Source organism: Actinosynnema sp. NPDC023587 (assembly GCF_040640215.1).
Lineage (GTDB): Bacteria > Actinomycetota > Actinomycetes > Mycobacteriales > Pseudonocardiaceae > Actinosynnema.
Genome location: NZ_JBFABG010000005.1, coordinates 35,682 through 61,341, shown reverse-complemented (window position 1 = coordinate 61,341; position 25,660 = coordinate 35,682). Strand labels below are relative to the sequence as shown.

At 73.4% G+C, this 25,660-nt stretch carries 26 protein-coding genes; 19 read left to right on the top strand and 7 right to left on the bottom strand.

The window, feature by feature from the left end; genetic code table 11:
* The first annotated feature begins 16 nt into the window (after positions 1–16).
* The 3 genes from AB0G01_RS15940 to AB0G01_RS15930 all read left to right on the top strand — a co-directional run bounded on the left by AB0G01_RS15940 (position 17) and on the right by AB0G01_RS15930 (position 2,796).
* Complete coding sequence (locus tag AB0G01_RS15940) at positions 17–442, top strand: NfeD family protein (protein ID WP_360945496.1); 426 nt, start codon at positions 17–19, stop codon at positions 440–442.
* A gap of 22 nt (positions 443–464) precedes the next feature.
* Positions 465–1,730 carry an SPFH domain-containing protein gene (locus AB0G01_RS15935; protein ID WP_360945493.1) on the top strand — a complete coding sequence of 422 codons (1,266 nt, stop codon included), beginning with the start codon at positions 465–467 and terminating at the stop codon, positions 1,728–1,730.
* Between the two features lie 178 nt (positions 1,731–1,908).
* Positions 1,909–2,796 (top strand): hypothetical protein, encoded by an 888-nt coding sequence (locus AB0G01_RS15930; protein ID WP_360945490.1) that lies wholly within the window; start codon positions 1,909–1,911, stop codon positions 2,794–2,796.
* Positions 2,797–2,841: 45 nt separating this feature from the next.
* On the opposite strand, the gene AB0G01_RS15925 is transcribed toward AB0G01_RS15930, so the two are convergent.
* Positions 2,842–4,218 (bottom strand): amidase family protein, encoded by a 1,377-nt coding sequence (locus AB0G01_RS15925; RefSeq protein ID WP_360945487.1) that lies wholly within the window; start codon positions 4,216–4,218, stop codon positions 2,842–2,844.
* A 141-nt stretch (positions 4,219–4,359) separates the two neighbouring features.
* Here AB0G01_RS15925 and AB0G01_RS15920 point away from each other — a divergent pair, with 141 nt between their 5' ends.
* Positions 4,360–5,232 (top strand): pentapeptide repeat-containing protein, encoded by an 873-nt coding sequence (locus tag AB0G01_RS15920; protein WP_360945484.1) that lies wholly within the window; start codon positions 4,360–4,362, stop codon positions 5,230–5,232.
* Between the two features lie 66 nt (positions 5,233–5,298).
* Here the strand turns inward: AB0G01_RS15920 and AB0G01_RS15915 are convergent, their stop codons facing one another.
* Positions 5,299–5,928: a TetR/AcrR family transcriptional regulator gene (locus AB0G01_RS15915; protein ID WP_360945481.1), complete on the bottom strand. Its 630-nt coding sequence runs from the start codon at positions 5,926–5,928 to the stop codon at positions 5,299–5,301.
* A gap of 12 nt (positions 5,929–5,940) precedes the next feature.
* A complete protein-coding gene (locus AB0G01_RS15910) occupies positions 5,941–6,102 on the bottom strand; it encodes a hypothetical protein (RefSeq protein ID WP_360945478.1) in 162 nt (53 codons plus the stop codon).
* Positions 6,103–6,128: 26 nt separating this feature from the next.
* Between AB0G01_RS15910 and AB0G01_RS15905 the strand changes: the two genes are divergently transcribed.
* Positions 6,129–6,644: a CGNR zinc finger domain-containing protein gene (locus AB0G01_RS15905; RefSeq protein ID WP_360945475.1), complete on the top strand. Its 516-nt coding sequence runs from the start codon at positions 6,129–6,131 to the stop codon at positions 6,642–6,644.
* 74 nt (positions 6,645–6,718) lie between these two features.
* Here the strand turns inward: AB0G01_RS15905 and AB0G01_RS15900 are convergent, their stop codons facing one another.
* On the bottom strand, positions 6,719–7,396 hold the full coding sequence (locus tag AB0G01_RS15900; RefSeq protein ID WP_360945472.1) for a PadR family transcriptional regulator: 678 nt from the start codon (positions 7,394–7,396) through the stop codon (positions 6,719–6,721).
* 32 nt (positions 7,397–7,428) lie between these two features.
* Between AB0G01_RS15900 and AB0G01_RS15895 the strand changes: the two genes are divergently transcribed.
* Positions 7,429–8,127, top strand: coding sequence for a hypothetical protein (locus AB0G01_RS15895; protein ID WP_360945469.1), 699 nt, complete (start codon positions 7,429–7,431; stop codon positions 8,125–8,127).
* A complete protein-coding gene (locus tag AB0G01_RS15890; RefSeq protein WP_360945466.1) occupies positions 8,112–8,828 on the top strand; it encodes an SDR family oxidoreductase in 717 nt (238 codons plus the stop codon). The genes AB0G01_RS15895 and AB0G01_RS15890 overlap by 16 nt, the downstream gene beginning before the upstream one ends.
* A 93-nt stretch (positions 8,829–8,921) precedes the next feature.
* Here AB0G01_RS15890 and map read toward each other — a convergent pair whose 3' ends face one another.
* Positions 8,922–9,716 (bottom strand): type I methionyl aminopeptidase, encoded by a 795-nt coding sequence (map, locus tag AB0G01_RS15885; protein ID WP_360945463.1) that lies wholly within the window; start codon positions 9,714–9,716, stop codon positions 8,922–8,924.
* Positions 9,717–9,763: 47 nt separating this feature from the next.
* On the opposite strand from map, the gene AB0G01_RS15880 reads away from it, so the two are divergent.
* Entirely contained in the window at positions 9,764–10,027 is a 264-nt protein-coding gene (locus tag AB0G01_RS15880) for a helix-turn-helix transcriptional regulator (RefSeq protein ID WP_360945460.1), read from the top strand.
* A 2-nt stretch (positions 10,028–10,029) separates the two neighbouring features.
* The gene (locus AB0G01_RS15875) at positions 10,030–10,644 is read left to right on the top strand and encodes a 50S ribosomal protein L11 methyltransferase (protein WP_360945457.1); all 615 of its coding nucleotides are present in this window, start codon (positions 10,030–10,032) and stop codon (positions 10,642–10,644) included.
* 13 nt (positions 10,645–10,657) lie between these two features.
* Here the strand turns inward: AB0G01_RS15875 and pip are convergent, their stop codons facing one another.
* Positions 10,658–11,635 (bottom strand): prolyl aminopeptidase, encoded by a 978-nt coding sequence (gene pip / locus AB0G01_RS15870; RefSeq protein WP_360945454.1) that lies wholly within the window; start codon positions 11,633–11,635, stop codon positions 10,658–10,660.
* Between the two features lie 40 nt (positions 11,636–11,675).
* Here pip and AB0G01_RS15865 point away from each other — a divergent pair, with 40 nt between their 5' ends.
* Complete coding sequence (locus tag AB0G01_RS15865) at positions 11,676–12,152, top strand: MarR family winged helix-turn-helix transcriptional regulator (protein WP_360945451.1); 477 nt, start codon at positions 11,676–11,678, stop codon at positions 12,150–12,152.
* Here AB0G01_RS15865 and AB0G01_RS15860 read toward each other — a convergent pair.
* Positions 12,140–13,081: a WYL domain-containing protein gene (locus AB0G01_RS15860; RefSeq protein WP_360945448.1), complete on the bottom strand. Its 942-nt coding sequence runs from the start codon at positions 13,079–13,081 to the stop codon at positions 12,140–12,142. The genes AB0G01_RS15865 and AB0G01_RS15860 overlap by 13 nt on opposite strands.
* Before the next feature lie 114 nt (positions 13,082–13,195).
* On the opposite strand from AB0G01_RS15860, the gene AB0G01_RS15855 reads away from it, so the two are divergent.
* The 9 genes from AB0G01_RS15855 (at position 13,196) to AB0G01_RS15815 (ending at position 25,605) form a co-directional block, all read left to right on the top strand.
* The gene (locus tag AB0G01_RS15855) at positions 13,196–13,627 is read left to right on the top strand and encodes a VOC family protein (protein WP_360945445.1); all 432 of its coding nucleotides are present in this window, start codon (positions 13,196–13,198) and stop codon (positions 13,625–13,627) included.
* A gap of 749 nt (positions 13,628–14,376) precedes the next feature.
* Complete coding sequence (locus AB0G01_RS15850; protein ID WP_360946484.1) at positions 14,377–15,384, top strand: tyrosine-type recombinase/integrase; 1,008 nt, start codon at positions 14,377–14,379, stop codon at positions 15,382–15,384.
* A 101-nt stretch (positions 15,385–15,485) separates the two neighbouring features.
* Positions 15,486–16,403: a Ku protein gene (locus tag AB0G01_RS15845; RefSeq protein WP_360945442.1), complete on the top strand. Its 918-nt coding sequence runs from the start codon at positions 15,486–15,488 to the stop codon at positions 16,401–16,403.
* A gap of 10 nt (positions 16,404–16,413) precedes the next feature.
* The gene (gene ligD / locus AB0G01_RS15840) at positions 16,414–17,895 is read left to right on the top strand and encodes a non-homologous end-joining DNA ligase (RefSeq protein ID WP_360945439.1); all 1,482 of its coding nucleotides are present in this window, start codon (positions 16,414–16,416) and stop codon (positions 17,893–17,895) included.
* A complete protein-coding gene (ligD, locus tag AB0G01_RS15835; RefSeq protein ID WP_360945436.1) occupies positions 17,867–18,769 on the top strand; it encodes a non-homologous end-joining DNA ligase in 903 nt (300 codons plus the stop codon). The genes ligD (AB0G01_RS15840) and ligD (AB0G01_RS15835) overlap by 29 nt, the downstream gene beginning before the upstream one ends.
* 42 nt (positions 18,770–18,811) lie before the next feature.
* Positions 18,812–19,402, top strand: a complete 591-nt coding sequence (locus AB0G01_RS15830; RefSeq protein ID WP_360945433.1) for a GrpB family protein — start codon at positions 18,812–18,814, stop codon at positions 19,400–19,402.
* A gap of 109 nt (positions 19,403–19,511) precedes the next feature.
* Entirely contained in the window at positions 19,512–20,984 is a 1,473-nt protein-coding gene (locus tag AB0G01_RS15825) for an amidase (protein WP_360945430.1), read from the top strand.
* Positions 20,985–21,056: 72 nt separating this feature from the next.
* Entirely contained in the window at positions 21,057–24,047 is a 2,991-nt protein-coding gene (locus AB0G01_RS15820; RefSeq protein WP_360945427.1) for a BTAD domain-containing putative transcriptional regulator, read from the top strand.
* 31 nt (positions 24,048–24,078) lie between these two features.
* The gene (locus tag AB0G01_RS15815; protein WP_360945424.1) at positions 24,079–25,605 is read left to right on the top strand and encodes an MFS transporter; all 1,527 of its coding nucleotides are present in this window, start codon (positions 24,079–24,081) and stop codon (positions 25,603–25,605) included.
* Positions 25,606–25,660 lie beyond the last annotated feature (55 nt).

Sequence of the window (25,660 nt, the reverse complement as noted above, 5' to 3'; positions counted from 1 at the left end):
GTGCGAGGATGGTCGCGTGGCCGCGTTGATCTGGTTGGTGCTCGGGGTGCTGTTGATCGCCGCCGAGATCCTGTCGGGCGATTTCGTGCTGGTCATGCTCGGTGCCGCCGCGCTGGGCGCGGCGGGGGTGTCGGCGCTGGGCGCGGGCGAGGTGCTCGCCGCGGTGGCGTTCGGCGTGGCCGCGCTGGGCCTGATCGCGGGCGCGCGGCCGGCGCTGAAGCGCAGGCTCACCGCCGGGCACGAGCTCAAGTCGGGCGTGCAGGCGCTGGTGGGCGGCACCGCGATCGTGGTGTCCACTGTGGACGCGCACGGCGGTAGGGTGCGCATCGGTGGCGAGGTGTGGTCGGCGCGGTCGCTGGACCACACGGTCCTCGAACCCGGCGCGGAAGTCACAGTTGTCGAGATCTCGGGCGCGACCGCCGTGGTGATGTCCGGGTCCTGAGTGGGAAGGGACGGAATTTGAGTTGACCACCACGTTGATCGTCGTCGCGGTCCTGGTGTTGTTCGTGCTGGTCGTCACCGTCAAGTCGGTGCTGGTGATCCCGCAGGCGACGGCCGCGGTGATCGAGCGGCTGGGCCGCTACCGGACGACGGCCGCACCCGGCCTGAACATCCTGTTCCCGTTCTTCGACCGGGTGCGGGCCCGGATCGACCTGCGCGAGCAGGTGGTGTCCTTCCCGCCGCAGCCGGTGATCACCCAGGACAACCTGACGGTGTCCATCGACACCGTCGTGTACTTCCAGGTGACCGACCCGCGCGCGGCGGTGTACGAGATCTCCAACTACATCGTGGGCGTGGAGCAGTTGGCGACCACGACGCTGCGCAACCTGGTCGGCGGGATGAGCCTGGAGGAGACGCTGACCTCCCGCGACCAGATCAACAACCAGTTGCGCGGGGTGCTGGACGAGGCGACCGGGCGCTGGGGCATCCGGGTGGCGCGGGTGGAGCTCAAGGCGATCGACCCGCCGCCCTCGATCCAGGACTCGATGGAGAAGCAGATGCGCGCGGACCGGGAGAAGCGCGCGATGATCCTGACCGCCGAGGGCCAGCGGGAGTCGGCGATCAAGTCGGCCGAGGGCCAGAAGCAGGCCTCGATCCTCTCGGCGGAGGGCGCGAAGCAGGCGGCGATCCTCTCCGCCGAGGCCGAGCGGCAGTCCCGCATCCTCAAGGCGCAGGGTGAGCGGGCCGCCCGCTACCTCCAGGCGCAGGGCCAGGCCAAGGCGATCGAGAAGGTGTTCGCGGCGATCAAGGCGGGCAAGCCGACCCCGGAGGTGCTGGCCTACCAGTACCTCCAGACGCTGCCGCAGATGGCGCAGGGCGACGCGAACAAGGTGTGGCTGGTGCCCTCGGACTACGGCAAGGCGCTGGAGGGTTTCGCGCGGATGCTGGGCGCGCCCGGCGAGGACGGCGTCTTCCGCTACGAGCCGCCGGCCGACGAGCCGCCGCGCTCCGCGCCGGAGGAGGACGACCCGTCGGTGGCGGACTGGTTCGACACCGCGCCGGACCCGGCGGTGGCCGAGGCGGTGCGCGCGGCCGAGGCCGTGGCGCGGCAGGAGGTGCCCAGCCCGCTGGGCGGGCACCGGCCCGCGCCGGTGGAGCCGGGTGTCGAGCGGGCCGGGTTGACCGGCGGGCCGGGCGTGGCGGGGATCGCCGGTGCGCACTCGGGCGAGGTCCGACCGGGTGACGCGCTGTCGGGCGGGGCGGGGTCGCCGCGCCCGTCGCAGGAGTAGTTTTCGCGTTCGTCGCGGATTTTCCGCGTTGTCCGAGCGTGGGGGGCGATCGGCCGGTTCGCGGCCGATCGCCCCTTTCGCGCGTCGGGGCACCGGTCACGGCCGACCCCGGGGTGGAGCATCGCCGCCCCGGGGGTCGGTGCGGTTGGATGTGCCGGTGCCCCCGTTACCCGATCGAGTGAATTTCTGGTTGGACCGGTCCAACGTGACGTGGGCCGAGCGCTGGGACGGGCTGACGGCGGCCGTGGCGGACCTGTCGGGGGTGGTGCTCGCGGGTCCGGGTGCGCGGCGGGTGGTCGAGGAGGTCGCGGAGCTGCTCGTGGCGGGCGCGAGCCGGCACCGGGCGCACCGGGCGGCGCTCTCCGAGCTGGTGGACCGGGTGCTGGACCTGCACGCGGTGGCGTGCGGGTCGGACCCGCCCTCGCCGACGGCCCTGGCGGACTGGCTGCTGCACGTGCAGACCGGCTTCGCCGAGCCGCCCGAGGTGCGGCTGGCCCCGTACGCGGCGGCGCTGGGCGCGCAGGGCCTGGCCCGCTACCGGGACGAGGCGGTGGCGCGGTTCTCGGAGCTGCCGGTGATCGGGTTCGGCCGGACCGGGCGCTACGACCGGGAGCGGTGGGCGCTGCTGCGGGTGATGGAGGAGCTGGCCGAGCACGTCGGCGACGTGGACCTCCAGGTGCTGGTGCTGGCGCGGGACCTGTCCTCGGGGTGGCACTACCTCCAGGTGGCGACGGTGCTGCGGGACGCCGGCCGGGTGGAGGAGGCGCTGGAGTGGGTCGGGCGGGGCCTGCGGGCGACCGGCGGGCGCGGCGCGGCGTCGCGGCTGGTGGACCTGGCGGTGGACGAGTGCCTGCGGCTGGGGTGGCGGGAGCGGGCCCTGGGCTGGCGGCGTCGCGCGTTCCTGGCGTGGCCGTCGCCGGAGACCTACGAGCGGTTGCGGGCGCTGGCGGCCGGGATCGGCGGATGGCCGGCGGTGCGCGAGGACGTGCTGGCGCAGGTGCGCGCGGCGGGTGACCCGGACGTGGTGGCGGACCTGCTGGCGCGGGTGGCGGCGCGCGAGGGCTGACCGAGCGGTGTCCGTCGCGGTGTCCGGTCCCCGGGTGTGCCGGGGTCAGCCGGTGTGGCCCGGGGGGCGGCGGTCGGTCCAGGGGCGGGCGCGTTCGAGCTGGGCGGCGGCGGCCAGGACGGTGTTCTCGCCGTGGGCGGGGCCGACGAGCTGCACGGCCAGCGGCAGGCCGGCGCGGGTGTGCCCGGCGGGGACGGCGGCGGCCGGGTTGCCCGCGATGTTCCACAGCGGCAGGAACGTGGTCAGCCGGGCGGCGGCGAGCAGCGCGGGCACGGTGCCGCGCCGCCGCCACTCGTCGACGCGCAGCGGCGGCCGGGTGAGCACGGGGGTGAGCAGCAGGTCGTGGTCGGCGAAGACCCGGTTGGCGTGGGCGGTGAGCCCGGCGGCCTGGTCCAGGGCGGCGCGCACGGCGCGGGCGGGCAGGGCGCGGCCGAGGGCGGCGGCCTGCCGGGTGCGCCGGTCGAGCCGTTCGGGGTGGTCGAGTTCGGCGGCGGTCGTGGCGGCGCAGTGCAGGTAGCGGGCGGCGAACCCGGTGGAGCCGGCCAGGTCGTGCATCGGCGGGTCCAGGCGGGTGACCTCGTGGCCGAGGTCGGTCAGCAGTCCGGCGGTGTCCAGGACGGCGGCGCGGACCTCGCCGGTGATCGGGATGCCGGGTCCCCAGGGGCGCAGCGAGACCGCGATTCGCAGCGGGCGCGGGTCCTCGGCGACGGCGGCGCTGTGGCCGTGGCCGGGGGCCAGGACGTCGAGCAGCAGCGCGGCGTCGCGGACGTGGCGGGTGAGGGGGCCGGCGGCGACGAGCCCGGTCCACACCGGCCGGTCCAGCGGCACGTGGTCGCGGTGGGGTTTGAGCCCGAACAGCCCCGTGCACGCGGCCGGGATGCGCACCGAGCCCGCGCCGTCGGTGCCGAGCGCGGCCCCGACCAGCCCGGCGGCCACGGCGGCGGCGGACCCGCCGCTGGACCCGCCCGGCGAGTGCGCGGCCGACCACGGGTTGCGGGTCGCGCCGGCCCAACTGCTCTCGGTGAACGGCCACAGGCCGAGCTCGGGCATCCGGGTGCGGCCGACCAGCACGGCCCCGGCGGCGCGCAGCCGGGCGACGGCGGGGGAGTCGGCGTCGGCGGGCCGGTCGACCGCGCAGGTGCCGGTGGTGGTGGGCAGGCCGGCGACGGCGAGGTCTTCCTTGACCGCGACGGGCACGCCGAGCAGCGGGGCGTCCTCGCCGGCGGCGCGCCGGGCGTCGGCGCGGCGCGCGGCGTCGAGGGCCTGCTCGGCGAACACGACGCGGAAGGCGTTGAGGTCCCGGTCGTACCGGTCGATGCGGCGCAGGCACTCGGCGACCAGGTCGTGGGAGGCCAGCTCGCCCGCGCGCAGCAGATCGGCTTGCCGGGCCGCTCCGGCGAAGCACGCGTCGGTCAGGTCCATGGCGGCACCCTAGGGCAGCGACGGGCCGGGTGGGCCGGGGACGCGCGGAGCCGGTCGCGGTGCCGGGCCCGCCGTGCCGGTTCCGAAGCGGTGAGGTGGACCACCTCCGCCGACGTGCCCGGTCAGGGCATGATCGGTGTCATGCCGACGTGGGTCATGTGGCTGGTGGTCGCGCTGGTGGTCGCCGCCGTCGTGGTGCGGCACCACCGGCGGTCCCAGGCCGACACGCTGCTCGACGAGCACGCGCGCCGCCGCACCGGGGGCGGGCCGACGCCGGTGTCGGTGTGGCGGGAGGCCAACCGCCGGTTCCGGGCGGGCGAGCGCGAAGGTCTGCTGCTGCTCGCCGACATCGGCCGCACGCTGCCGCGCCGCCGCCAGGACGTGGTGGACACGTGGCTGGCGGCGTTGCGCGGCGGGGTGAGCCGGGGCCTGGACACGCCGTGGCGCACGGCGGTGCAGCGGGAGCTGGTGGCGCACCTGCGGCCGGGCGAGGACTACTGGCCCGGGATGGACGTGCACGCGGCGGGCGCGATCCTGGTGGACTTCGACCTGTCGGGCTGCCGGGTGGGCGGGATCGACTTCACCGGGGCGGTGTTCGTCGGCGACGCCCGGTTCGCGGCGATGACGGTGACCGGCGAGGCGGTGTTCGACGGGGCGCGGTTCCTGCGGCACGCGGTGGTCACCGACGCGCTGTTCGCGCGCTCGGCGTCGTTCGCGTCGGCGGTGTTCACCGGGAACCTGGCGTTCGCGGGGGTGCACGTGGCGGGGGAGGCGCGGTTGCGGGCCTCGAAGGTCTCCGGGCGGGCGGACCTGCGGCGGGCCGAGTTCGGCGGGTCGGCGGACTTCGCGGGGGTGTTCTTCGGCGGCCGGGCCCTGTTCGGCGAGGTGGTGTTCCACCAGGACGCGGTCTTCTCCGGGTGCTGGTTCCGGGGCCGGACGGACGTGAACTCGGCGTTGATCGGCGAGGCGGCGGAGTTCGGCGGTGTCCGCTACGGGCACCGCGTCCTGCACTGACGGCGCTGCACTGACGGCGCTGCCGCCGATGGTGCGGTACCGGGCCGGGGTTCGGCCCGCCCGGGTCTAGCCGGCCTGGACCTGGTCGTCGGGCCGGCAGGCGGGGCGGTCGCGGGCGGGGTCGGGTACGGCGGCCCGGAACAGCCCGAGCCCCAGCGCGTAGGGGTCGTCCAGGCCGGTGGCGCGCAGCGCGTCGGCGGGCAGCGCGAGCAGGGACACCGCGATGCCGAGGAAGTAGGCGTCGAGCAGCCCGGCGTCGCGCGCCGAGGAGGGCAGCCCGGCGGCCCGGTGCAGGTCCGCGCCGGCTTCGGCGTTGGACACCACCATCCGCCCGAGCGCCTCGCGCACCCCGGGCCGGCGCACGGCCTCCAGGTAGAGCTCGACCATGGCGAGGAGCTGGGTGGGGTCGTCGCCGACCGCGCGGCGCAGCAGCGCGGGGTAGAGCTCGGCGACCTCGGCGGGGGAGATGTCCTGCGGGGTGGTGGCCGCCAGCCGGGCGACGGCCTCGGCGTGCAGGTCGGTCATCCGCCCGGCGGCGGCCTGGAGCAGGGACTCCCGGGTGGGGAAGTAGTTCTTCGTGGTCCCCTCGGGCACCTGCGCGCCCCGGTCCACCGCGCGGTGCGTGAGCCCTCGACCGCCCTCGGCGGCCAGGACGGAGATCACGGTGTCGCACAGCAGTTCACGGCGGGTGGTCACGAAAAGGGGACCTTAGCCGACCTTCGGCCCGCCGGCCGTCGCCACCACCCGGCCCGCGTCGAGCACCAGCCACACCCCGCACACGCAGCGCACGTAGGACACGCGGCCGTGGGTGGAGGCCGGGTAGGCGGGGTCGGTGGCGGGCCAGCCGCAGGAGGGGCACCTGGTGATCACACCGACCAGCGTGCTGTCATGGTTCAGTGCATTTCAACCCTTACGGCGGGACGGCCGCGCAACTGGCCGCCGCCCTGGTCAACGCCGCCCCGTCCGCCACCCCGGAAGACCTGGTGGCGGTGCTGCGCGCGCAGCGTTACAAGCCGGTGGGCACGCTCACCGCGGCCGAGGCCGGCCGGCTCTCGGCGTGGGCGCGCCGCCTCGAACCGGTGTTCGCGGGCGGCATCGACCGGGTGGCGCACCTCAACGCGCTGCTCGCGGAGACCGCCGCCCGTCCCTACATCTCGATCCACGACGACCGCCCGCCGCACCTGCACTTCGCGCCGGAGACCGCGTCGACCCTGGTCCGGGTGCGGGCGTTCACCGCGGCGGGCCTGGCGCACGTGGTGTGCGAGGAGCCGGACCGGCTGGGCCGCTGCGGGCGGGAGGGGTGCGGGACCGTCTACGTGGACACCTCCCGCAACGGCCGGCGGCGGTACTGCACGACGCGCTGCGCGAACCGGTTGCAGGTGGCCCGGCACCGGGAGCGGCACGCGTCGTGACGGCGCAGGTCACCGGTCGTCGGGGTGGCCGCGCACGCCGAACTCGGTGGCGAGTTCGGCGGCGAGCCGGGCGGTCAGCCCGCGGGCGATCTCGTCGGCGGGGTGTCGCGGAGGTGGCCGAGGGCGTCGCCGCGGTGCAGGTCGACCCAGAAGTCGTGGCCGCCGAGGGTGCCCGCGCGGGCGGCCTCGGCGAACCAGCGGGTCCAGTCGCGTTCGGCGCGCAGCACCGCCTGGCGGTAGTCGAGCTCGATCCGGGCGAGCTGGGGCAGGCCGAGCGCGGCGAGGTCGGTCTTGACGGTGTCGAGCGCGGTGATGTGCTCGTCGAGGGCGGTGGCGCGGCGTTCGCACAGCGCGGCGGCCTCGTCGGGCGGCAGCAGCCCGATCAGCGCGACCCCCGCCTCGAACCGGGGGTACTCCTTGGCGGGCACGGCGATGAGGTCGCGCAGCCAGTCGTGCAGTTCGGCGCGGCCGGTGTCGGTGAGCGCGTAGACGGTGCGCTCGGGGCGGTTGCCTTCGCGGGTGGTCCCGGCGGCGTCGATGAAGCCGTGCGAGCGCAGCGCGTCGACCACGGTGTAGAGCGAGCCGTAGGTGAGTCTGACGCTGCCTTCCTGGTGGCGTTCGCGCAGGGTGGACGCCATTTCGTAGGGGTGCATGTCGCGTTCCCGCAGCAGGCCCAGCACGGCCAGGGCCAGCGGGTTCGTCCGGCGGTAGGGCTTGGGCACGGGGATGCTCGCTTCCGTATATCCGGACACGAGTATAGCGCGGGGGTCGTAGATTCCCGGGTATGACGATCAAGGGGACCGCCGCCGGGGTGCCGTACGTGGCGCTGCCACCACAGTCCGGGCGGCGACTGGTGCTGGTGTGGCACCTGATGGGCGAACCCGGCACACCGCAGGACATGGCGCGGGCGCTGCCCCTGGCCGGCGTGGACGCGTGGCGGGTCTACCTGCCGCTGGCCGCGAGCCGCCAGGACGGCGACCCCCTGGCCGACGGTTACGCCTCCGTCGTCACCTCGGGCGTGGCCGCCGTCGGGCCGGTGGTGGCGGCGTTGCGCGCCGGGCTGGGCTGCGACGACGGCCCCGTCGACGTGGTGGGCGGTTCGGCCGGCGGGCACATCGCGCTGCTGACCGCCGTCGGCGACGCCGTGCCGGTGCGTCGCGTCGCGGTGGTCAACCCGGCGGTGAGCGCCCAGGCGGTCCTCCAGGCCTCCCTCGACGCCGGGTTGCTGGACTCCTACGACTGGACGCCGGCGTCGACCGCCGCCGTCGAGCCGCTGGACGTGCTCGCCCGCGCGGAGCGGCTCACCGCCCCGCTGCTGGTGGTGCGCGGCGAGCACGAGTACCCCGCGTTCCGCTCCGCGCAAGAGCGCCTGCACGCCACCGTGCCGGGTTCCCGGCTGGTCGACGTGCCGGAGCTGCCGCACATGCTCACCTCGCGGCTGGACGTGGTGGAAGCGGAGGTCGTGGCGTGGCTGAACGCTTGACGGTGGTGACCGGCGGGAGCCGGGGGATCGGCGCGGCGACCGTGCGCAGGCTGGCCGCCTCGGGCCACCGGGTGGTGATCGGCTACCGCGCGGCGGCCGACGAGGCCGAACGGCTCGCGGCCGAGGTCGGCGGCCTCGCCGTGCGGGTCGAGGTCTCCTCGCCCGAGGACGTCGACGCCCTGTTCACCGCGGCGGCCACGCTCGGGCAGATCACCGGCGTGGTGGTCAACGCCGGCATCACCAGCCCGGTGGGCCCGCTGGCCGACACCGCCGTGACCGACCTGCGCCGGGTGGTGGAGGTCAACGTGCTCGGCGCGCTGCTGTGCGCCCGCCGCGCGGCCCAGGACCTGGTGGCGGGCGGGGCGGTGGTGTCGGTCTCCTCGGCCGCGGCGACCCTGGGCAGCCCGGGGGAGTACGTGCACTACGCGGCGAGCAAGGCGGCGGTCGACGCCATGACCATCGGCCTGGCCAAGGAACTCGGACCGAGGGGGATCCGCGTCAACGCCGTCGCCCCGGGCACCGTGCACACCGGAATCCACGAACTGTCCGGCGTCCCCGACCGCCCGCACCGCGTCGCACCCGCCATCCCCCTGGGCCGAGCCGGCCAGCCCGACGAGATCGCCGCCGCGATCGCCTGGCTGCTCGGCGACGAGGCCTCCTTCACCACCGGCGCGATCCTGCGCGTCGCCGGCGGGCTGTGACCGGCGACGGACCGACGCCGGCCATTCCCCCGCCGGTACCCGGACCGGAAGCAGGACCGGGCCGGGCGGCCCGCGCCGGCGGTCACGGGCCTGTCAGGACGTGACCGCCACGGCGGGCAGGCGGGGTGCGGTCAGCACGCGCGGGCCGTCGTCGGTGACGGCCACGGAGTGCTCGACGTGCGCCGCCCGGCTGCCGTCGGCGGTGAGCAGCGACCAGCCGTCCTCGGCCTCGTAGTACTTGTCGCGCCCGCCCGCGTGGAACATCGGCTCGATCGCGATCGCCATCCCGGCCCGCAACGTCAGCCCCCGTCCCGGCCTGCCCTCGTTCGGCACGCCGGGCGACTCGTGCATCGCCCGGCCGATCCCGTGCCCGCCGAAGTCCGAGGGCATCCCGTACCCCGCCGCCCGCCCGATCCGGCCGACCGCCGCCGACACGTCGCCCATCCGCGCGCCCGGCACGGCCGCGGCGATCCCCGCCGCCAGCGCGCGCTCCGCGGTCTCGATCAGCGCCAGGTCCGCCGGGTCGGCCCGGCCGATGACGAAGCTGATCGCCGCGTCGCCGTGCCACCCGTCGACGTGCGCGCCGCAGTCGATGCTGACCAGGTCGCCCTCGCGCAGCCGGTACCCGGTCGGGATGCCGTGCACGATCACGTCGTTGACCGACGCGCAGATGTAGCCGGGGAACGGGGTGGTCGCGAACGTGGGCTGGTAGTCCAGGAACGACGAGCCCGCGCCCGCGCCCCGGATGACCCCGGCGGCCACCTCGTCGAGGTCCAGCAGCGACATCCCGACCCGGGCGTGCTCGCGGACCGCGGCCAGCGCGTCGGCCACGACCAGGCCGGCCACGCGCATCGCGTCCAGCTCCGCGGGGGATTTGAGCTCGATCACCAGAGTGCTCCTTACCGTGATAGTTATACCGGTATTACTATCACAGCATGGTGCGCCAACCACTCACCCCCTCAGAGCACGCCCGCGGCGAACGCCTCGGCGAAACCCTCCGCCGGGCCCGCGGCGACCGCAGCATGGTCCAGGTCGCCACCGCCGCCGGCATCTCCGTGGAAACCCTCCGCAAGATCGAACGCGGCCGCATCCCCACCCCCGCCTTCTTCACCGTCGCCGCCCTCGCCGACGCCGTCGGGCTCTCCCTCGACACCCTGTGCCGCGACCTCGACGAACCCCGCCAGGCGGGCGCGGCCTGACCGTGCGGGACTTCGTCCACCACCACACCACCGCCCGGCCCGTCCCGCTCGCGCCCGAAATCCTCCTGCACACCGCCACCGACATCACCGCGCTCTGGGAGAGCACCGGCCGGCCGGACCCGCCCTTCTGGGCCTTCCCCTGGGCAGGCGGCCAAGCACTGGCCCGCCACCTGCTCGACCACCCCGACCTCGTCGCCGGCCGCACCGTCCTCGACCTCGCCGCCGGCTCCGGGCTCGTCGCCATCGCCGCCGCCACGACCGGTGCCGCCACCGTCACCGCCAACGACGTCGACCCCGCCGCCGGCACCGCCATCGCCCTCAACGCCGACGCCAACCACGTCACCCTCGACATCGTCATCGCCGACCTGCTCGACACCGACCCCACCCACGACGTCGTCCTCGCCGGCGACGTCTTCTACGACCGCGACATGACCGCCCGCGTCCTGCCCTTCCTGCGCCGCGCCCACCACCGGGGAGCCACCGTCCTGGTCGGCGACCCCCAACGCGCCCACCGCCCCCGCGACGGCTTCCACCACGTCGCCACCTACCGCGTGCCCGTCGAGCACGACCTCGAAGGCACCGACCACCGCACCACCCACATCTGGCGACCCGACTAACGCCCGCCACGCGCTACCGGCGATGCGCGAACTTGTCCGTCGCCGCCAACACCGCCGCCATCATCCCGTCGTCCTGGACGCTGTGCGACGCACCATGCACCACCACCAACTCCGCGTCCGGCCACGCCCGATCCAGCTCCCACGCCGCCCGCAACGGCCCCTGGAGATCCAACCGGCCGTGCACCAGCACCGCCGCGATCCCGTGCAACCGGCCGATGTCCCGCAACACCTGCCCGTCCTCCAACCACGCCCGGTGGTGGAAGTAGTGCGCCGTGATCCGCGCGAACGCGTGCCGCCACCGGGGATCCGACGCGCGCGGCCCCGGCGAGTAATCCGGGTCCAACGACACGATCGACCCCTCCCAGGCGCACCAGTCGTCCGCCGCTTTCTGCCGCACCGCCGGATCCGGGTCGTTCAACAACGCGCAGTACGCCGCCACCAGGTCCACCGACCCCTCCGGCGCACCCCGCCGGAACCGGTCGTACTCCTGCGGGAAGAACTGCCCCAACCCGCCGTAGAGCCACTCCATCTCCGAATACCGGCCCGAGGTGACCGCCACCATCACGATCTCCGTCACCCGCGCCGGGAACAGCTCCGCGTAGTGCAACCCCAGCACGCACCCCCACGAACCGCCGAACACCATCCACCGCTCCACACCCAGGTGCTCCCGCAACGCCTCGATGTCGCGCACCAGGTGCGCCGTCGTGTTCACCGACAGGTCCGTGTCGTGATCGGCCGCGTGCGGCAGACTGCGCCCCGACCCGCGCTGGTCGAACAACACGATCCGGTACGCCGACGGGTCGAACTCCCGGCGCACGACGGGGGAGCAGCCCGTGCCCGGCCCGCCGTGCAGGCACACCACCGGCTTGCCCTCCGGGTTCCCGCACACCTCCCAGTACACGAGGTTCCCGTCACCCACGTCGAGCATCCCGTGCTCGTACGGCTCGATCTCCGGGTACACCGCCACCACCCCCACCAGTCGGCCCGTCACCGGACAGCACACACTACAACAGCGCTGTTACATTAGGGGAGTGGACGACAACCCCACCACCGACTACCTCGGCACCCGCCTGCGACACCTCCTCGACCAACTCGAAGGCGACGTCACCCGCACCTACACCGACCTCGGCCTCCCCGACTTCCGACCCCGCTACACCCCGATCATCCGCATCGTCGACACCCACGGCCCCCAATCCATCCGCCAACTCGCCACCACCATCGGCATCACCCACTCCGCGATCAGCCAGACCGCCAACCAGATGCGCCGCGACGGCCTCGTCGAACTCCACCCCGGCACCGACGCCCGCCACCGCATCGTCCACCTCACCGACCACACCCGAACCCTGCTGCCCACCCTCCACGCCGAGTGGAACGCCACCACCGCCGCCGCCCGCCAACTCGACGCCGAACTGCCCTACCCCCTCAGCCAACTCGTCGAGCTCGCCCTCCAAGCCATCACCGACAAACCCCTGCACCACCGCATCCGCGACCACCTTCACACCCCGTGACGCGCCACCAACTCCGCACCCAACCGCGCCAACTCCACCCGCACCCCCTCCGACTCCACCACCTCCACCACCGCACCCCACCCCGCCAAGTGCTGCGCGATCATCAACGGCGACGGAGCCGACACCCGCACCCGAGCCCGCCCCCCGACCACCCCCACCACCTCGCAATGCCGCCCGAACTGGGCGCGCAACACCGACACCAACCCCGCCGGCACCACCACCACGGCCACCGACGCCCCCTGCCGCCCCTCCACCTCCGCCACCACCACGTCCCACGCCGCCGACAACTCGAACCCCTCCGGCCGCACCGCCTCCTCCCCGGTCACCACCACCTCCACCACCCGGTCCACCCGGAACGTCCGCCGCCCCACCCCCGAACCCGCGACCAGGTACCAGACGTCCCCCTTCTCCACCAACCCCAACGGATCCACCACCCGCACCGACGACTCACCCGACCGCTTCACATAGGTCAACCGCACCTTCCGCCGCCGCACCACCGCACCCTGCAACACCTCCACCACCCCCGACCGCCCCGAACCCTCCCGCCCCCACCCCGCCGCATCCAGCACCACCGCACCCGCCGCCGCCTCCGCACCGGCCCGGAACGTCTCCGGCAACGCCCGCACCAACTTCCGCAACGCCGCCTTCACCTCACCCGACACCGCCGCCGCAGGCCCCACCAACAAGAACAACGCCTGCGCCTCAGCCGCCGACAACCCCGACAGATCCGTCCGCGCCCCACCCACCAACCGCCACCCACCACCACGCCCCGGCTGCGGGTACACCGGAACCCCCGCCGCCGACAACGCCTCCAGATCCCGACGCGCCGTCGCCACCGACACCTCCAACTCGGCCGCCAGCTCCGCAGCCGTCACCCGGCCACGCGACTGCATCAGCAACAACACCGCCACCAGACGATCCGCACGCATGACACGCAGTCTCCCCGGAAAAGTGCGCAGGAGATGAGCACTTCACCACCCAGACTGGTCCACAACAGACACCACCGGACCAGCCCAGGTCCACCGAACCGGGGGAGACCCACCATGCTGCGAGGCTTCACCACCGTCAGCTACTACGCCGACGACCTCGACGCCGCCGAAGCCTGGTACAGCCGCCTCCTGGGCACCGAGCCCTACTACCGCGTCCCCGGCGGCTACCTCGAATTCCGCATCGGCGACTACCAGCACGAACTCGGCATCATCAACAGCGCCTACGCCACCCACGACGTCAAGAACGGACCCGCCGGCCAGATCATCTTCTGGGCCGTCGACGACCTCGACGCCACCCTCGAACGCCTCCGCGAACTCGGCGCGACCCTCCATGCGGCCCCACAGGACCACGGCGGCAACGGCTACATCACCGCCAGCGTCATCGACCCGTTCGGCAACATCCTCGGCGTCATGGCCAACCCGCACTACGTGGCGACCCTCGCGAACATCAAAGCGGGCACGCACTTCACCGAATCGAACACCTGAGCGAACGTCGCGGGGGAGTAGGGGACGTAACTCGCCGCAGTCGTCCCGTCGAACCGACATCACCGCCGACGTCGGTGACGCCCGTTGCCGGCCACCAAGGCGAACTAATCCGGATTTAGCGGTTTCCACACCCTCGACGAGGCGCGGGCGAAGACCAAGCCGTTGCTCGCGGACCGACTCGCCGCCGCAGTGGAGGTCGTGGACCACGGCGTGGCCGCGTTGCGCGAGCAGGGGCACCGGGTGGCCTGACCGGCGCGGTGGAGGGGGGTGGTGAACCGCTCCTGGCACCCCTCGAACGCTTTACTTAACATAATGTCGATTATCGGCGTTACGGGAAGGGCTGGTGACGGGGCCTGAGATACGTCACGTGACGTATCGGCGGTGGTGTGGCTGGATGGACCGACGACGTCGTTCCGACGCTCTGACGGCCGACGATCACGCCCTGACGCCTTCGAGGCTCGTCGCGACCTGAGTTCGCACGCCGACATCGGCTGCCGAGCCACCGGGCGGCCGGCGCGGCAGCGTGTGCACAACGACAGCACGGAGAACGGTCGGACGGGCGTCCCGTGTACGCGATGGAGAGGTTGGGTCCCCCGGCGAACGGTTCGGGCCCACTCGACCCACCCCCAGGCCGCCACAGACCCTTCTGGACGGGTTTCTGATGGATAATCGCTATTATCCATCACCCGTTGAATATCGCGTGCCGGGAGCGGTATGGAGATCCGCCTTCGCTCCGCGTTGTCGGTGTGGTGCGGTATGAAGATCCAATGCGAGTTCTCGCCGCTCAGCAGTCGTTCTTCCTGGCCCGCCGCCCCCGCAAGGACTCCCCCCACACCACCGCCGCCTACCGGCGCGACCTGGCGGGGATCACCACGTTGCTCGCCGAGGTGTGCGCCACTCCCCCGGACGGGCTGGAGATCGCCCACCTGACCTCCGGCAACCTGCGTGCGGCGTTCGGGGTGTTCGCGGACTCCCACGCGAAGAGCTCGGTGTTGCGGGCCTGGTCGACGTGGAACCAGTTCCTGACGTTCTGCGTCGCGGAGGACCTGGTGCCGGGCAACCCGATGGGCGCGGTGGCGCGGCCGAAGACCCCTCCCCTGGTGCCGAAGCCGTTGCGGGGCGAGGACACGCCGGAGCGGTTGTTGACGGCGGCGGCGGAGGGTGCGCGGCAGGGGCGTGACCCGTGGCCGGAGCGGGACGTGCTGGTGTTGGCCCTGGGGCTGGTGGCGGGGTTGCGCTCGGCGGAGATGCGGACGTTGACGTTGGCGTCGGTGGTGGGTCGGCCGGGTGAACGGCGGCTGCACGTGGCGGGCAAGGGGAATCGGGACCGGTCGGTGCCGATCGAGCCGGCGATGGACCGGATCATCGAGCAGTACCTGGTGTCGTGCCGGTCGCGGTTCCCGCAGGGGCGGTTCGACCGGGGGTCGGCGTTGTTGCGGGATCGGCACGGGGAGCCGATCGGGCGGGGTGGGTTGGAGTACCTGGTGCGGTCGTGCTTCCGGTGGGCGGGGTTGCACGACCGGGTGCCGTCGGGGGCGAACCTGCACGCGTTGCGTCACACGTTCGCGACGCGGTTGGCGGAGGACGGGGCGTCGGCGTCGGAGATCATGGCGTTGTTGGGGCATGCGTCGTTGGCGACGTCGCAGAACTACATCGAGGCGACGGCGCGGGAGCGGCGTGCGGCGGCGGCGGGGAATCGGACGTACGTGTCGTTGTCGCGGTTGCCGGGTCAGGGTGGGGAGTCGGTGTCGGAGTAGGTGTGGTGGTGGGGCTGTCCGGGGGTGTGGGTGGTCGCGGTTGTGGTCCGTTCGGGTGACGTGCTGGTGCGGAATCGGTCGGGGGCGGGTACGCACGTGGGATGAGGTCCGTGTGGCGCGGGGCGATTTCCTTCGGGTTGGTCACTATCGGTGTGCGGTTGTACACGGCGACGGAGGAGCACGACTTCCGGTTCCACCAGGTGCACCGCGAGGACGGTGGGCGGATCCGTTACAAGCGGGTGTGCCAGGTGTGCGGTGAAGAGGTGGCGTTCGCGGATGTCGCGAAGGGCTACGAGTTGGACGACGGCCGGTTGGTCGTGTTGGAGGATGAGGATTTCGAGACGCTGCCGGTCAGCACCGATCACGCGATCGAGGTGGTGGAGTTCGTGCCGGCGGAGGAGGTCGATCCGATCTTCTTCCAGAAGTGCTATTACCTGGAGCCGGACAAGGCGGCGGCGCGGCCTTATGTGTTGTTGCGGACGGCGTTGGCGAAGTCGGGCCAGTTGGCGGTGGTGAAGATCACCATTCGGCAGCGGGAGACGTTGGCGATGTTGCGGGCTCGGGACGACCTGCTGGTGATGCACACGATGTTGTGGCCGGATGAGGTGCGGAAGCCGGATTTCGATTTTCTGGACGGGGATGTGGAGGTGCGTCCGCAGGAGTTGCGGATGGCGTCGTCGTTGGTGGAGAGCATGGCGGGGTCGTTCGACCCGGGTGGTTTTTCGGACGATTACACGGTGGCGTTGCAGAAGTTGATCGAGGCGAAGGCGGAGGGTGCGGAGTTGCCGGCGCGGCCGGAGCCGGAGGAGCCGGGTGAGGTGATCGACTTGATGACGGCGTTGGAGCGCAGTGTGGAGCAGGCGCGGTCGTCGCGGGGTGAGTCGGGTGGGAAGTCCGCGAAGTCGTCGCGGTCGTCGTCGCGGTCGGCGGCGAAGTCGTCGGGTGGGGCGAAGTCGGGCGAGAAGTCGGAGAAGGCTCCGGAGAAGGCCTCGGCGAAGAAGAAGGCGAAGCCCGCGTAGGGCGTGCGGGATGGCCGGGGACCTGTCGGAGTACCGGAGGAAGCGGGTCGCGGGGCGGACGCCGGAGCCGGTGCCGGCGGTGGGCGCGCTGCTCCCCCATGGCGCTGATGACACGTTCGTGATCCAGGAGCACCACGCGTCGAGCCTGCACTGGGATGTGCGGTTGGAGCGGGGTGGGGTGTTGGTGTCGTGGGCGGTGCCGAAGGGGTTGCCCGCTGAGCCGGGGACGATCCACCTGGCGGTGCGCACGGAGGACCACCCGGTGGAGTACGCGTCGTTCGAGGGGGTGATCCCGAAGGGCGAGTACGGGGCGGGGCGGGTGTTCGTGTGGGACCGGGGCCGGTACGAGACGGTGAAGTGGAGTGACCGCGAGGTCGACGTGGTGCTGCACGGGTCTCGTGTCGAGGGTGGGTTCGTGTTCTTCCGGGGTGGCGCGTCGGGGCGCGGGGGTTCGGACCGGGGCTGGATGGTGCGTCGGCGGCAGGGGGCGGTGCGGCCGGGGTGGGTGGCGTTGCCGGAGTCGGTGGAGCCGATGTTGGCGACGGCGTCGTCGGGGTTGCCGGAGCGGTCGGACGAGTACGCGTTCGAGTTCAAGTGGGACGGGGTGCGGGCGGTCGCGCGGGTGGAGGGCGGCCGGGTGCGGTTGGTGTCGCGGGCGGGCAACGACATCACGGCGGTGTACCCGGAGTTGCGGGCGTTGGGTGGGGCGTTGGGGTCGACGCAGGTGTTGTTGGACGGCGAGGTGGTGGCGTTCGCGGGTGGGCGGCCGAGTTTCGGGGCGTTGCAGCAGCGGTTGCACGCGAGCGGGGCGGCGGCGCGGCGGTTGGCGGCGCGGGTGCCGGTGACGTTCCTGGTGTTCGACGTGCTGCACCTGGACGGGGTGTCGACGTTGGGGTTGCCCTATTGGCGGCGGCGGGAGTTGTTGGAGGGGTTGGGGTTGGCGGGGCGGCACTGGTTGGTGCCGAGGTCGTTCCCGGGTGCGGGTGCGGAGGTGTTGGCGGCGAGTCGGGAGCAGGGGTTGGAGGGGGTGGTGGCGAAGCGGCTGGATTCGCGGTATGTGCCGGGGGTGCGGTCCGCGTGGTGGGTGAAGGTGACGGAGGTGGAGCCGCAGGAGGTGGTGATCGGCGGGTGGCGGCCGGGTGGGGGCAAGCGGGCGGGGGTGGTGGGGTCGTTGTTGTTGGGGGTGCCGGACGGGGTGGGTCTGGTGTTCGTGGGGTCGGTGGGGACGGGGTTCGGGGATGCGGAGTTGCGGGGGTTGACCGAGCGGTTGCGGGGGTTGGAGGTGGCGAGGTCGCCGTTCTCGTCGGAGGTGCCCCGGGAGCGGGCGCGGGGTGCGCGGTGGGTACGTCCGGTGTTGGTGGGTGAGGTGGTGCACCGGCAGTGGACCGCGGAGGGGCGGATGCGGTTTCCGACGTGGCGGGGGTTGCGGCCGGATCGGGTGCCGGAGGAGGTGCGTCGGGTTGGTGGAGGGGACGGTGGTGCGGGTCGGTGAGCGGCGGGTGACGCTGACGAACCTGGGCAAGGTGCTGTACCCGGAGGTGGGTTTCACCAAGGCCGAGGTGATCGACTACTACACGCGGATCGCGCCGGTGCTGCTCCCCCACCTGGCGGGTCGGCCGTTGACGGTGCGGCGGTTCCCGGACGGGGTGGGCGGGCGGTCGTTCTTTGTGAAGAACGTGCCGTCGCACGCGCCGGAGTGGGTGCGGACGGTGCGGATCGGGACGCCGGGGTCGTCGCGGGGTGCGGAGTTCGCGGATTTCGTGGTGGTGGAGGAGTTGGCGACGCTGGTGTGGTTGGCGAACCTGGCGGCGTTGGAGTTGCACGTGCCGCAGTGGGTGGTGGGTGCGCGGGGGGCGCGGCGCTGTCCTGATCTGGTGGTGTTCGACCTTGATCCGGGTGCGCCGGCGACGGTGGTGGAGTGCTGTCGGGTGGCGGAGCGGTTGCGCGGGGTGTTGGTGGGTGACGGGTTGTCGCCGGTGGTGAAGACGTCGGGGGCGAAGGGGTTGCAGGTGTACGCGCCGGTGCGGGTGTCTTCTCCGGAGCGGACTGCGGAGTACGCGAAGGCGGTGGCGCGGCGGTTGTCGGCGGAGTCGCCTGGTGAGGTGGTGTGGTCGATGGCGCGGGCGCGGCGGACGGGCAGGGTGTTGATCGACTGGTCGCAGAACAACCCGGCGAAGACGACGGTGGCCCCGTACTCGTTGCGGGCGCGGGCGGTGCCGTCGGTGTCGACGCCGGTGACGTGGGACGAGGTGCGGGGTTGCCGGTCGCCCGCGGAGTTGGTGTTCGTGGCGGATGAGGTGCGGGCGCGGGTGGGGCGGGACGGGGAGGTGTTCGCGGTGGGAAATCCGTCGCGGCTGCCGGGTTGACTGGTTTATTCTGGTCGACTGCCTATTTTCGGAGGGGTGGTCATGGTGGGCGACCGTTTCGTGTCGACGGAGGAGGAGATCGTGGCGGCTCACGTCGCGCCGCCGGCGCGGTTGGACGGCCGGGTGGTGGTCGTGGAGTACGACCCGGCGTGGCCGGGGTTGTTCGAGCGGGAGGCGGCGCGGGTGCGGGCGGCGCTGGGTGGTGTGGTGGTGGCGTTGGAGCACGTGGGGTCGACGTCGGTGCCGGGGTTGGCGGCGAAGCCGATCATCGATGTCTTGTTGGTGGTGGCGGATTCGTCGGACGAGTCGGTGTACGTGCCGCCGTTGGCGGCGGTGGGGTACGTGTTGCGGGTGCGGGAGCCGGAGTGGCATGAGCACCGGTTGTTCAAGGGGCCGGACACGGACGTCAACCTGCACGTGTTCTCGGACGGGGACTCGCAGGTGCGGTGGATGCGGACGTTCCGGGACTGGTTGCGGACGCATGAGGGCGATCGCGGGCGGTACGAGGCGGTGAAGCGGGAGTTGTCGGCGCGCGATTGGGAGTTCGTGCAGAACTACGCGGATGCGAAGAACGCGGTGGTGGACGAGATCATGGCGCGGGCTGTGCCGGATGGTTCGCTCAAGCGGGACTGAGCGGGGACTGGGCGGTGCGCGGCTCCTGGGGGTGTGGACTCTCGGGAGCCGCGTCGTTGCGCGAAATGGCATTTTATGGCTTGCTCCGGAGGCCGTTACGGTCGAATTCATGGAATGGGGTTTTCGATCGGCCGAGGAGTTGACGGCCGCGTTGCGCGCCGGTGACGTGAGCTCGGTGGAACTGACCGATGAGGCGATTTCCCGTATCGAGCGGGACGACGGGGTGGTCAACGCGGTCTGCGTGCGGGACTTCGACCGTGCGCGGGTGGCCGCGCGTGGTGCCGACCGGGCGCGGGCCCGTGGTGAGGTCCGGCCGCTGCTCGGTGTCCCGGTGACGGTCAAGGAGTCCTACGACGTGGCCGGGCTGCCCACGACCTGGGGCATGCCGCAGCACCGGGACTGGATGCCGGCCGAGGACGCGGTGCAGGTGGCGCGGTTGCGGGCTGCGGGTGCGGTGGTGTTGGGCAAGACCAACGTGCCGTTGGGGTTGCAGGACATCCAGACCTTCAACGAGATCTACGGCACGACTGTCAATCCGTGGGATCACGGTCGCACGCCGGGTGGGTCCTCCGGTGGGTCGGCGGCGGCTTTGGCGTCGGGGTTCGGCGCGTTGTCCATCGGGTCCGATCTCGCCGGGTCGCTGCGCACTCCGGCGCATTTCTGCGGCGTCTACGCGCACAAGCCCTCGCGCGGGCTGGCGGCGACCCGGGGCATGGTCGCGCCGTCGGAGCCGGTGTTGCCGGTCGAGCCCGATCTCGCCGTCGTCGGTCCGATGGCGCGCACCGCGCGCGATCTGGTGCTCCTGCTCGACGTCATGGCCGGGCCGGACCCGTTGACGCTGGGCAGGGCGTATGAGGTGGCGTTGCCGCCCGCGCGTCACGGGCGGCTCGGTGATTTCCGGGTCCTGGTGCTCGACGAGCATCCGCTGATCGCGACCGGGTCCGCTGTGCGGGCGGGCGTGGACCGGGTGGCCGGTGCGCTGGCCGACGGCGGTGCCCGTGTGGAGCGGCGTACTGCGCTGCTGCCGGATCTGACCGAGGCCGCCACGCTCTACACGCAGTTGCAGTTCTCGGGTTCGGTCGCTCGTTTTCCCGTCGACTCCTTCGAGTTGCTGCGGGCCCGTGCGGCCGGGCTGGATGCGCGGGACGGGAGTCTGGACGCGGCGCGGTTGCGCGGGATGGTGTTGGGCCACCGGGACTGGATCGAGGTCGACCACCGTCGTGAGCTGCACCGGCAGGGCTGGCGGCGGTTGTTCGCGGAGTTCGACGTGGTGGTGTGTCCGATCACGCCGACTCCGGCGTTCCCGCACGACCACGATCCCGATCCGCTGGCACGGCGGCTCGATGTCGACGGGGTCGACCACCCCTACTTCGACCAGCTCGTCTGGGCCGGTCTGGCGACCATGCCGGGTCTGCCCGCCACCGCCGTGCCGGCGGGCCGGTCCTGCGGTGGCCTGCCGGTGGGGGTGCAGCTCATCGGTCCGATGTTCGAGGACCGCACCCCGTTGCGGCTGGCCGAGCTGCTGGAGCAGCGGATCGGCGGCTTCCAGGCTCCGGGACAGGGCGGTGTCCGGCGGGCCTGAGCGGGCCGGTTCGCGGTGCGGGTGGGGCGATCGGCGTCGCGGGGGTGCGCGGGTGGGGAACAATCCTGGCGCGTGAGGTTCGCTGTGTTGGGTCCGATGGTGGTGCGGCGCGCGGACGGGACGGAGATCCCGGTCGGTGGGCCTGGGTTGCGGGCGTTGTTGGCGGTGTTGGTGATCGACGCCGGGCGGGTCGTGGGGGTGGATCGGCTGGTCGACGCCCTCTACGGGGACGCGCCGCCGGCCGGGGTGGGCAACGCGGTGCAGTCGCAGGTGTCGCGGTTGCGTTCGCTGCTCGACGTGGAGGTGGAGCGCTCCCCCGCCGGGTACCGGCTGGTGGTGGACCCGGCGGAGGTCGACGCGCTGCGGTTCGAGGAGTTGTTGGCCCGGGGGTCGCCGGGTGCGGCGTTGGCGTTGTGGCGCGGTCCGGCGCTGCGGGACGTGGGCGGTGCCCCGTTCGCGCCGGTGGCGGCGGCGCGGTGGGAGGAGCTGCGGTTGCGGGCCGTGGAGGACCACGACGTGGCGTCGGTGGCGGTGCTGCGGGAGTTGGTGGAGGGGTTCCCGCTGCGGGAGCGGTTGGTGGCGCGGTTGGTGCGGGCGCTGCACCGGGAGGGCCGGCAGGCCGAGGCGTTGGCGTTGTTCGAGCGGACCCGGCGGGAGTTGGCCGAGGAGTTGGGCGCGGACCCCTCCCCCGGGCTCGCCGCCGCGCACCTGGAGGTGGTGCGGGGTGAGCGCTCGCCCGCCCGGCACGTGCTGCCCGCGCAGTTGACCAGTTTCGTGGGTCGCGCGCGGGAGGTGCGGCTGGTGGGCGAGGCGTTGGCGGCGGGGCGGCTGGTGACGTTGTCGGGTCCGGGCGGGGCGGGCAAGACGCGGTTGGCGGTGGAGGTGGCGTCGACCGATCCGGGTGATGTGTTCTTCGTGGACCTGGCTCCGGTGGGGGTGGGCGGGGACGTGCCGCAGGCGGTGGTGGCGGCGTTGGGGTTGCGCGAGGACGGGGTGCGGTCGGTCTCCTCGCCGGTGGAGCGGCTGGTGGCGGCGTTGGCCGAGCGGTCGGTGCTGGTGGTGCTGGACAACTGCGAGCACGTGGTCATCGACGCGGCGGTGCTGGTGGGCCGGTTGTTGGCGGCGTGCCCGGGGTTGCGGGTGCTGGCGACGAGCCGGGAGGCGTTGGGGATCACCGGCGAGTCGGTGCGGCCGGTGCCGCCGCTGGCGGTGGGCGACCTGGACTCCCCCGGTGTGCGGTTGTTCGCCGACCGGGCGGCGGCGGTGAACCCCTCGTTCGTGGTGGACGCGGTGTCGGGGCCGCTGGTGGTGGAGATCTGCCGGGCGTTGGACGGGATGCCGCTGGCGATCGAGCTGGCGGCGGCGCGGGTGCGGTCGCTGCCGGTGGCGGAGGTCGCGGCCCGGTTGGGCGACCGGTTCCGGTTGTTGTCGCGGGGGTCGCGGGCGGCGGCGGCGCGGCACCGGACGTTGCACGCGGTGGTGGAGTGGTCCTGGGGCCTGTTGGACGCCGACGAGCAGGCGTTGGCGCGCCGGTTGACGGTGTTCTCCGGTGGGGTGACGTGGGAGTCGGCGGCGGCGGTGTGCGGGGTGGCGGGCACCGACGAGCTGTTGCCGTCGTTGGTGGACAAGTCGTTGGTGGAGGTGTCGGGGCGGCGGTTTCGGATGTTGGACACGATCCGGGCGTTCTGCGCGCGGCGGCTGGTGGAGGCCGGGGAGCGGGAGGGGGTGCGGCAGGCGCACGCGCGGTGGCTGCTGGGGTTGGCGGTGCGGGCCGCGCCGCACCTGTTGCGCGCCGAGCAGCTCCGGTGGCTGGCGGTGCTGGCCGAGGAGCACGAGAACTTCAAGGCCGCGGTGCGGTGGGCGGCGGGGGCCGACCACGACCTGGCGTTGCGGTTGATGGCGGAGCTGGGCTGGTACTTCTGGCTCCAGGGGCTGCGGTCGGAGGGCGCGGCGCTGGCCGGTGAGGTGGTGGCGGCGGTGGGTGCGACCGCCCCGCCGGGGTTGGCCGAGGAGTACTTGCTGTGCGCGTTGAACGCGTCGTCGACGGGGACGCGGGAGGAGGAGTTGCCGGGCGCGCCGTCGCCGAAGCAGATGGTGCCCGACGGCTACCGGGGCCCGCCGACCCGCCCGTACCTGACGATGCTGTGGGGCATGGCCTACGTGGCGCGGCCGTCGTCGAGCGCGCGCGGGGACCTGATCGGCCCCGATCCGTGGTCGCAGGCGTTGTCGCTGCTGGGGTTGGGGATGCAGTACCAGTACGCCGGGCAGGTGGCGGCGGCGCGGGAGGCGCACCGGCGGGCGCTGGCGGGGTTTCGGGCGTTGGGTGAGCGGTGGGGCATGTCGGCGGTGTTGGTGCAGCTCGCGGATCTGGCGTGGGCGGCGGGAGAGCCGGATTCGGCGGTGGGGTTGCTGGACGAGGCGCTGGAGCTCTCCGGCGCGTTCGGGGCGACCGAGCACGTCGCCACCATGGTGGTTCGCCGCGCGGAGTGGGCGTGCCACCGGGGCGAGTTCGACGCGGCGTGGGCGGATCTGGAGCGGGCCGCGGAGTCGGCGCGGTCGCAGGGCGCGGTGGAGACCTTGGCGCAGGTCCGGTTGGGGATGGCGGAGGTGTGCCGGTACCGGGGTAACCTGGTGGGCGCGCGGCGGTGGTGCGCGGAGGCGTTGCGGGTGTGCCCGTCGGGCTGGTTCGGGCCCGAGGAGGTGCGGGCGATGATCCACATCGCGGTGGGGCGGGTCGCGTTGGCCGAGGGTGATCCGGTGGCGGCGCGGGCGGCGGTGGACCTGGCGGTGGAGTCGGGCGCGGAGTGGGGCAACCTGATGATCGTGGCGCGGGCGGCGGACGCGCGGGCGTCGTTGGCGCTGGCCGAGGGGGACGCGCGGGCGGCGGCGCTGCTGGTGGGCGCGGCGGCGGGGCTGCGCGGCACGGTGGCGGCGGCGGACCCGGACGTGGCGCGGGCGCACCGGGCGGCGCGTGCCGCGTTGGGCGCGGAGGTGTTCGAGGCGCTGTCGGGGCGGGGCGCGGGCCTGGGGCGCGACGGGGTGCTGTCAGCGCTTCGTGCGTGAGCGGTGCGCGGGCCGGTGCAGGCTGCCGCGCATGACGAGTGGGACCCGCAAGTGGGGCACGTTGGTGTTGGGGTGCCTGGCGGTGCTGTTGTTGGCGGTGGACCTGACGGTCCTGCACCTGGCGGTGCCGGCGCTGGTGGCCGACCTGGGGCCGTCGGCGACGCAGGTGCTGTGGATCGCCGACGTCTACGGGTTCGCGCTGGCGGGTCTGCTGGTGACGATGGGCAACGTGGGCGACCGGTGGGGGCGCAAGCGGCTGCTGCTGGTGGGCGCGGCCGGGTTCGGGGTGGCGTCGGTGTGCACGGCCTACGCGCCGACCCCGGAGCTGCTGATCGCGGCGCGGGCGCTGCTGGGGGTGGCGGGGGCGACGATCATGCCCTCGACGTTGTCGATCATCCGCAACGTGTTCACCGACGCCCGGGAGCGCACGACCGCGGTCGGGGTGTGGAGCGGGGTGGGCGCGGCGGGGTTCGCGGTGGGGCCGATCGTGGGCGGGCTGCTGCTGGAGCGGTTCTGGTGGGGTTCGGTGTTCCTGGTGAACGTGCCGGTGGTGGCGTTGATCGTGGTGGTGGGCGTGGTGGTGCTGCCGGAGTCGCGCAACCCGGCCCCGGGCAGGCTGGACCCGCTCTCGGTGGTGCTCTCGGTGGTGGGTGTGGTGGCGCTGGTGTACGCGGTGAAGGAGGCCGCGCACGGCGGGGTCGGCCCGGCCGCGCTGGTCGCGGCGGCGGTGGGGGTGGGCGCGCTGGCGGTGTTCGGCCGGCGGCAGACCCGGTTGGAGGAGCCGTTGATCGAGGTGCGGCTGTTCGCGGTGCGGGCGTTCTCGGCGTCGATCGGGGCGACGCTGGTGGCGATGTTCGCGAGCCTGTCGCTGTCGCTGATCCTCGCCCAGTACTTGCAACTGGTGCTGGGGTGGACGCCGTTGCAGGCCGGGCTGGGCGGCCTGCCGGGCGGGGTGTGCGCGGCGGTCGGCGGCGGGTTGGCGGGTCCGCTGGTGGCGCGGTGGGGCCGGGCGGCGGTGGTGGCGTTGGGGTTGGGGTCGACGGCGGCGGGGTTCGGGCTCTTCGCCGCGGCGCTGTCGGTCGGTACGACGTTCTGGTCGGTCCTGCCCGCGATGGTCGTCTACGGGACGGGGGTGGGGTTGGCGTTCGCGGTCACCAACGACACGGTGCTGGCCTCGGTGCCCCGCGAGCGGGCGGGTGCGGCGGCGTCGATCTCGGAGACCGCGACCGAGGTGGGCGGGGCGTTGGGGATCGCGGTGCTGGGCAGCGTGCTGGGCGCGGTCTACCGGGACGATTTGGCGCTGCCGGCGGGGGTGCCGGCGGGGGTGCCGGCGGCGGCGGGCGAGTCGTTGGCGGCGACGCTGCACGCGGCGGCGGGGTTGCCGGCGGAGGTGGCGGGCCCGCTGGTGGCCGTGGCGCGGCAGGCGTTCGTCGACGGCGCGGTGGCGGGCATGTGGGTGTGCGCCGGGCTGCTGGCGGTGTCGGCGGTGCTCGCGGGCCGTGTCCTGCGCCCGGTGCCGAAGGTGATCGACGACCCGGGCCCGGCGGTGCCGTCCTGACACCGCCGGGGGCGCGGTCGTGGGCGGGTGGTCGGGAGCCGGCGCACCGCCGGCG

What these genes read in the sequence shown, in the direction of transcription:
- AB0G01_RS15925 (WP_360945487.1), bottom strand. Translation starts at nt 4,218, where the DNA reads ATGGACCTGACCGACGCGTGCTTCGCCGGAGCGGCCCGGCAAGCCGAT.
- AB0G01_RS15855 (WP_360945445.1), top strand. Translation starts at nt 13,196, where the DNA reads ATGCTGCGAGGCTTCACCACCGTCAGCTACTACGCCGACGACCTCGAC.
- AB0G01_RS15860 (WP_360945448.1), bottom strand. Translation starts at nt 13,081, where the DNA reads ATGCGTGCGGATCGTCTGGTGGCGGTGTTGTTGCTGATGCAGTCGCGT.
- AB0G01_RS15920 (WP_360945484.1), top strand. Translation starts at nt 4,360, where the DNA reads ATGCCGACGTGGGTCATGTGGCTGGTGGTCGCGCTGGTGGTCGCCGCC.
- AB0G01_RS15845 (WP_360945442.1), top strand. Translation starts at nt 15,486, where the DNA reads ATGAGGTCCGTGTGGCGCGGGGCGATTTCCTTCGGGTTGGTCACTATC.
- AB0G01_RS15880 (WP_360945460.1), top strand. Translation starts at nt 9,764, where the DNA reads ATGGTGCGCCAACCACTCACCCCCTCAGAGCACGCCCGCGGCGAACGC.
- AB0G01_RS15895 (WP_360945469.1), top strand. Translation starts at nt 7,429, where the DNA reads ATGACGATCAAGGGGACCGCCGCCGGGGTGCCGTACGTGGCGCTGCCA.
- ligD (WP_360945439.1), top strand. Translation starts at nt 16,414, where the DNA reads ATGGCCGGGGACCTGTCGGAGTACCGGAGGAAGCGGGTCGCGGGGCGG.
- AB0G01_RS15815 (WP_360945424.1), top strand. Translation starts at nt 24,079, where the DNA reads ATGACGAGTGGGACCCGCAAGTGGGGCACGTTGGTGTTGGGGTGCCTG.
- AB0G01_RS15830 (WP_360945433.1), top strand. Translation starts at nt 18,812, where the DNA reads ATGGTGGGCGACCGTTTCGTGTCGACGGAGGAGGAGATCGTGGCGGCT.
- AB0G01_RS15825 (WP_360945430.1), top strand. Translation starts at nt 19,512, where the DNA reads ATGGAATGGGGTTTTCGATCGGCCGAGGAGTTGACGGCCGCGTTGCGC.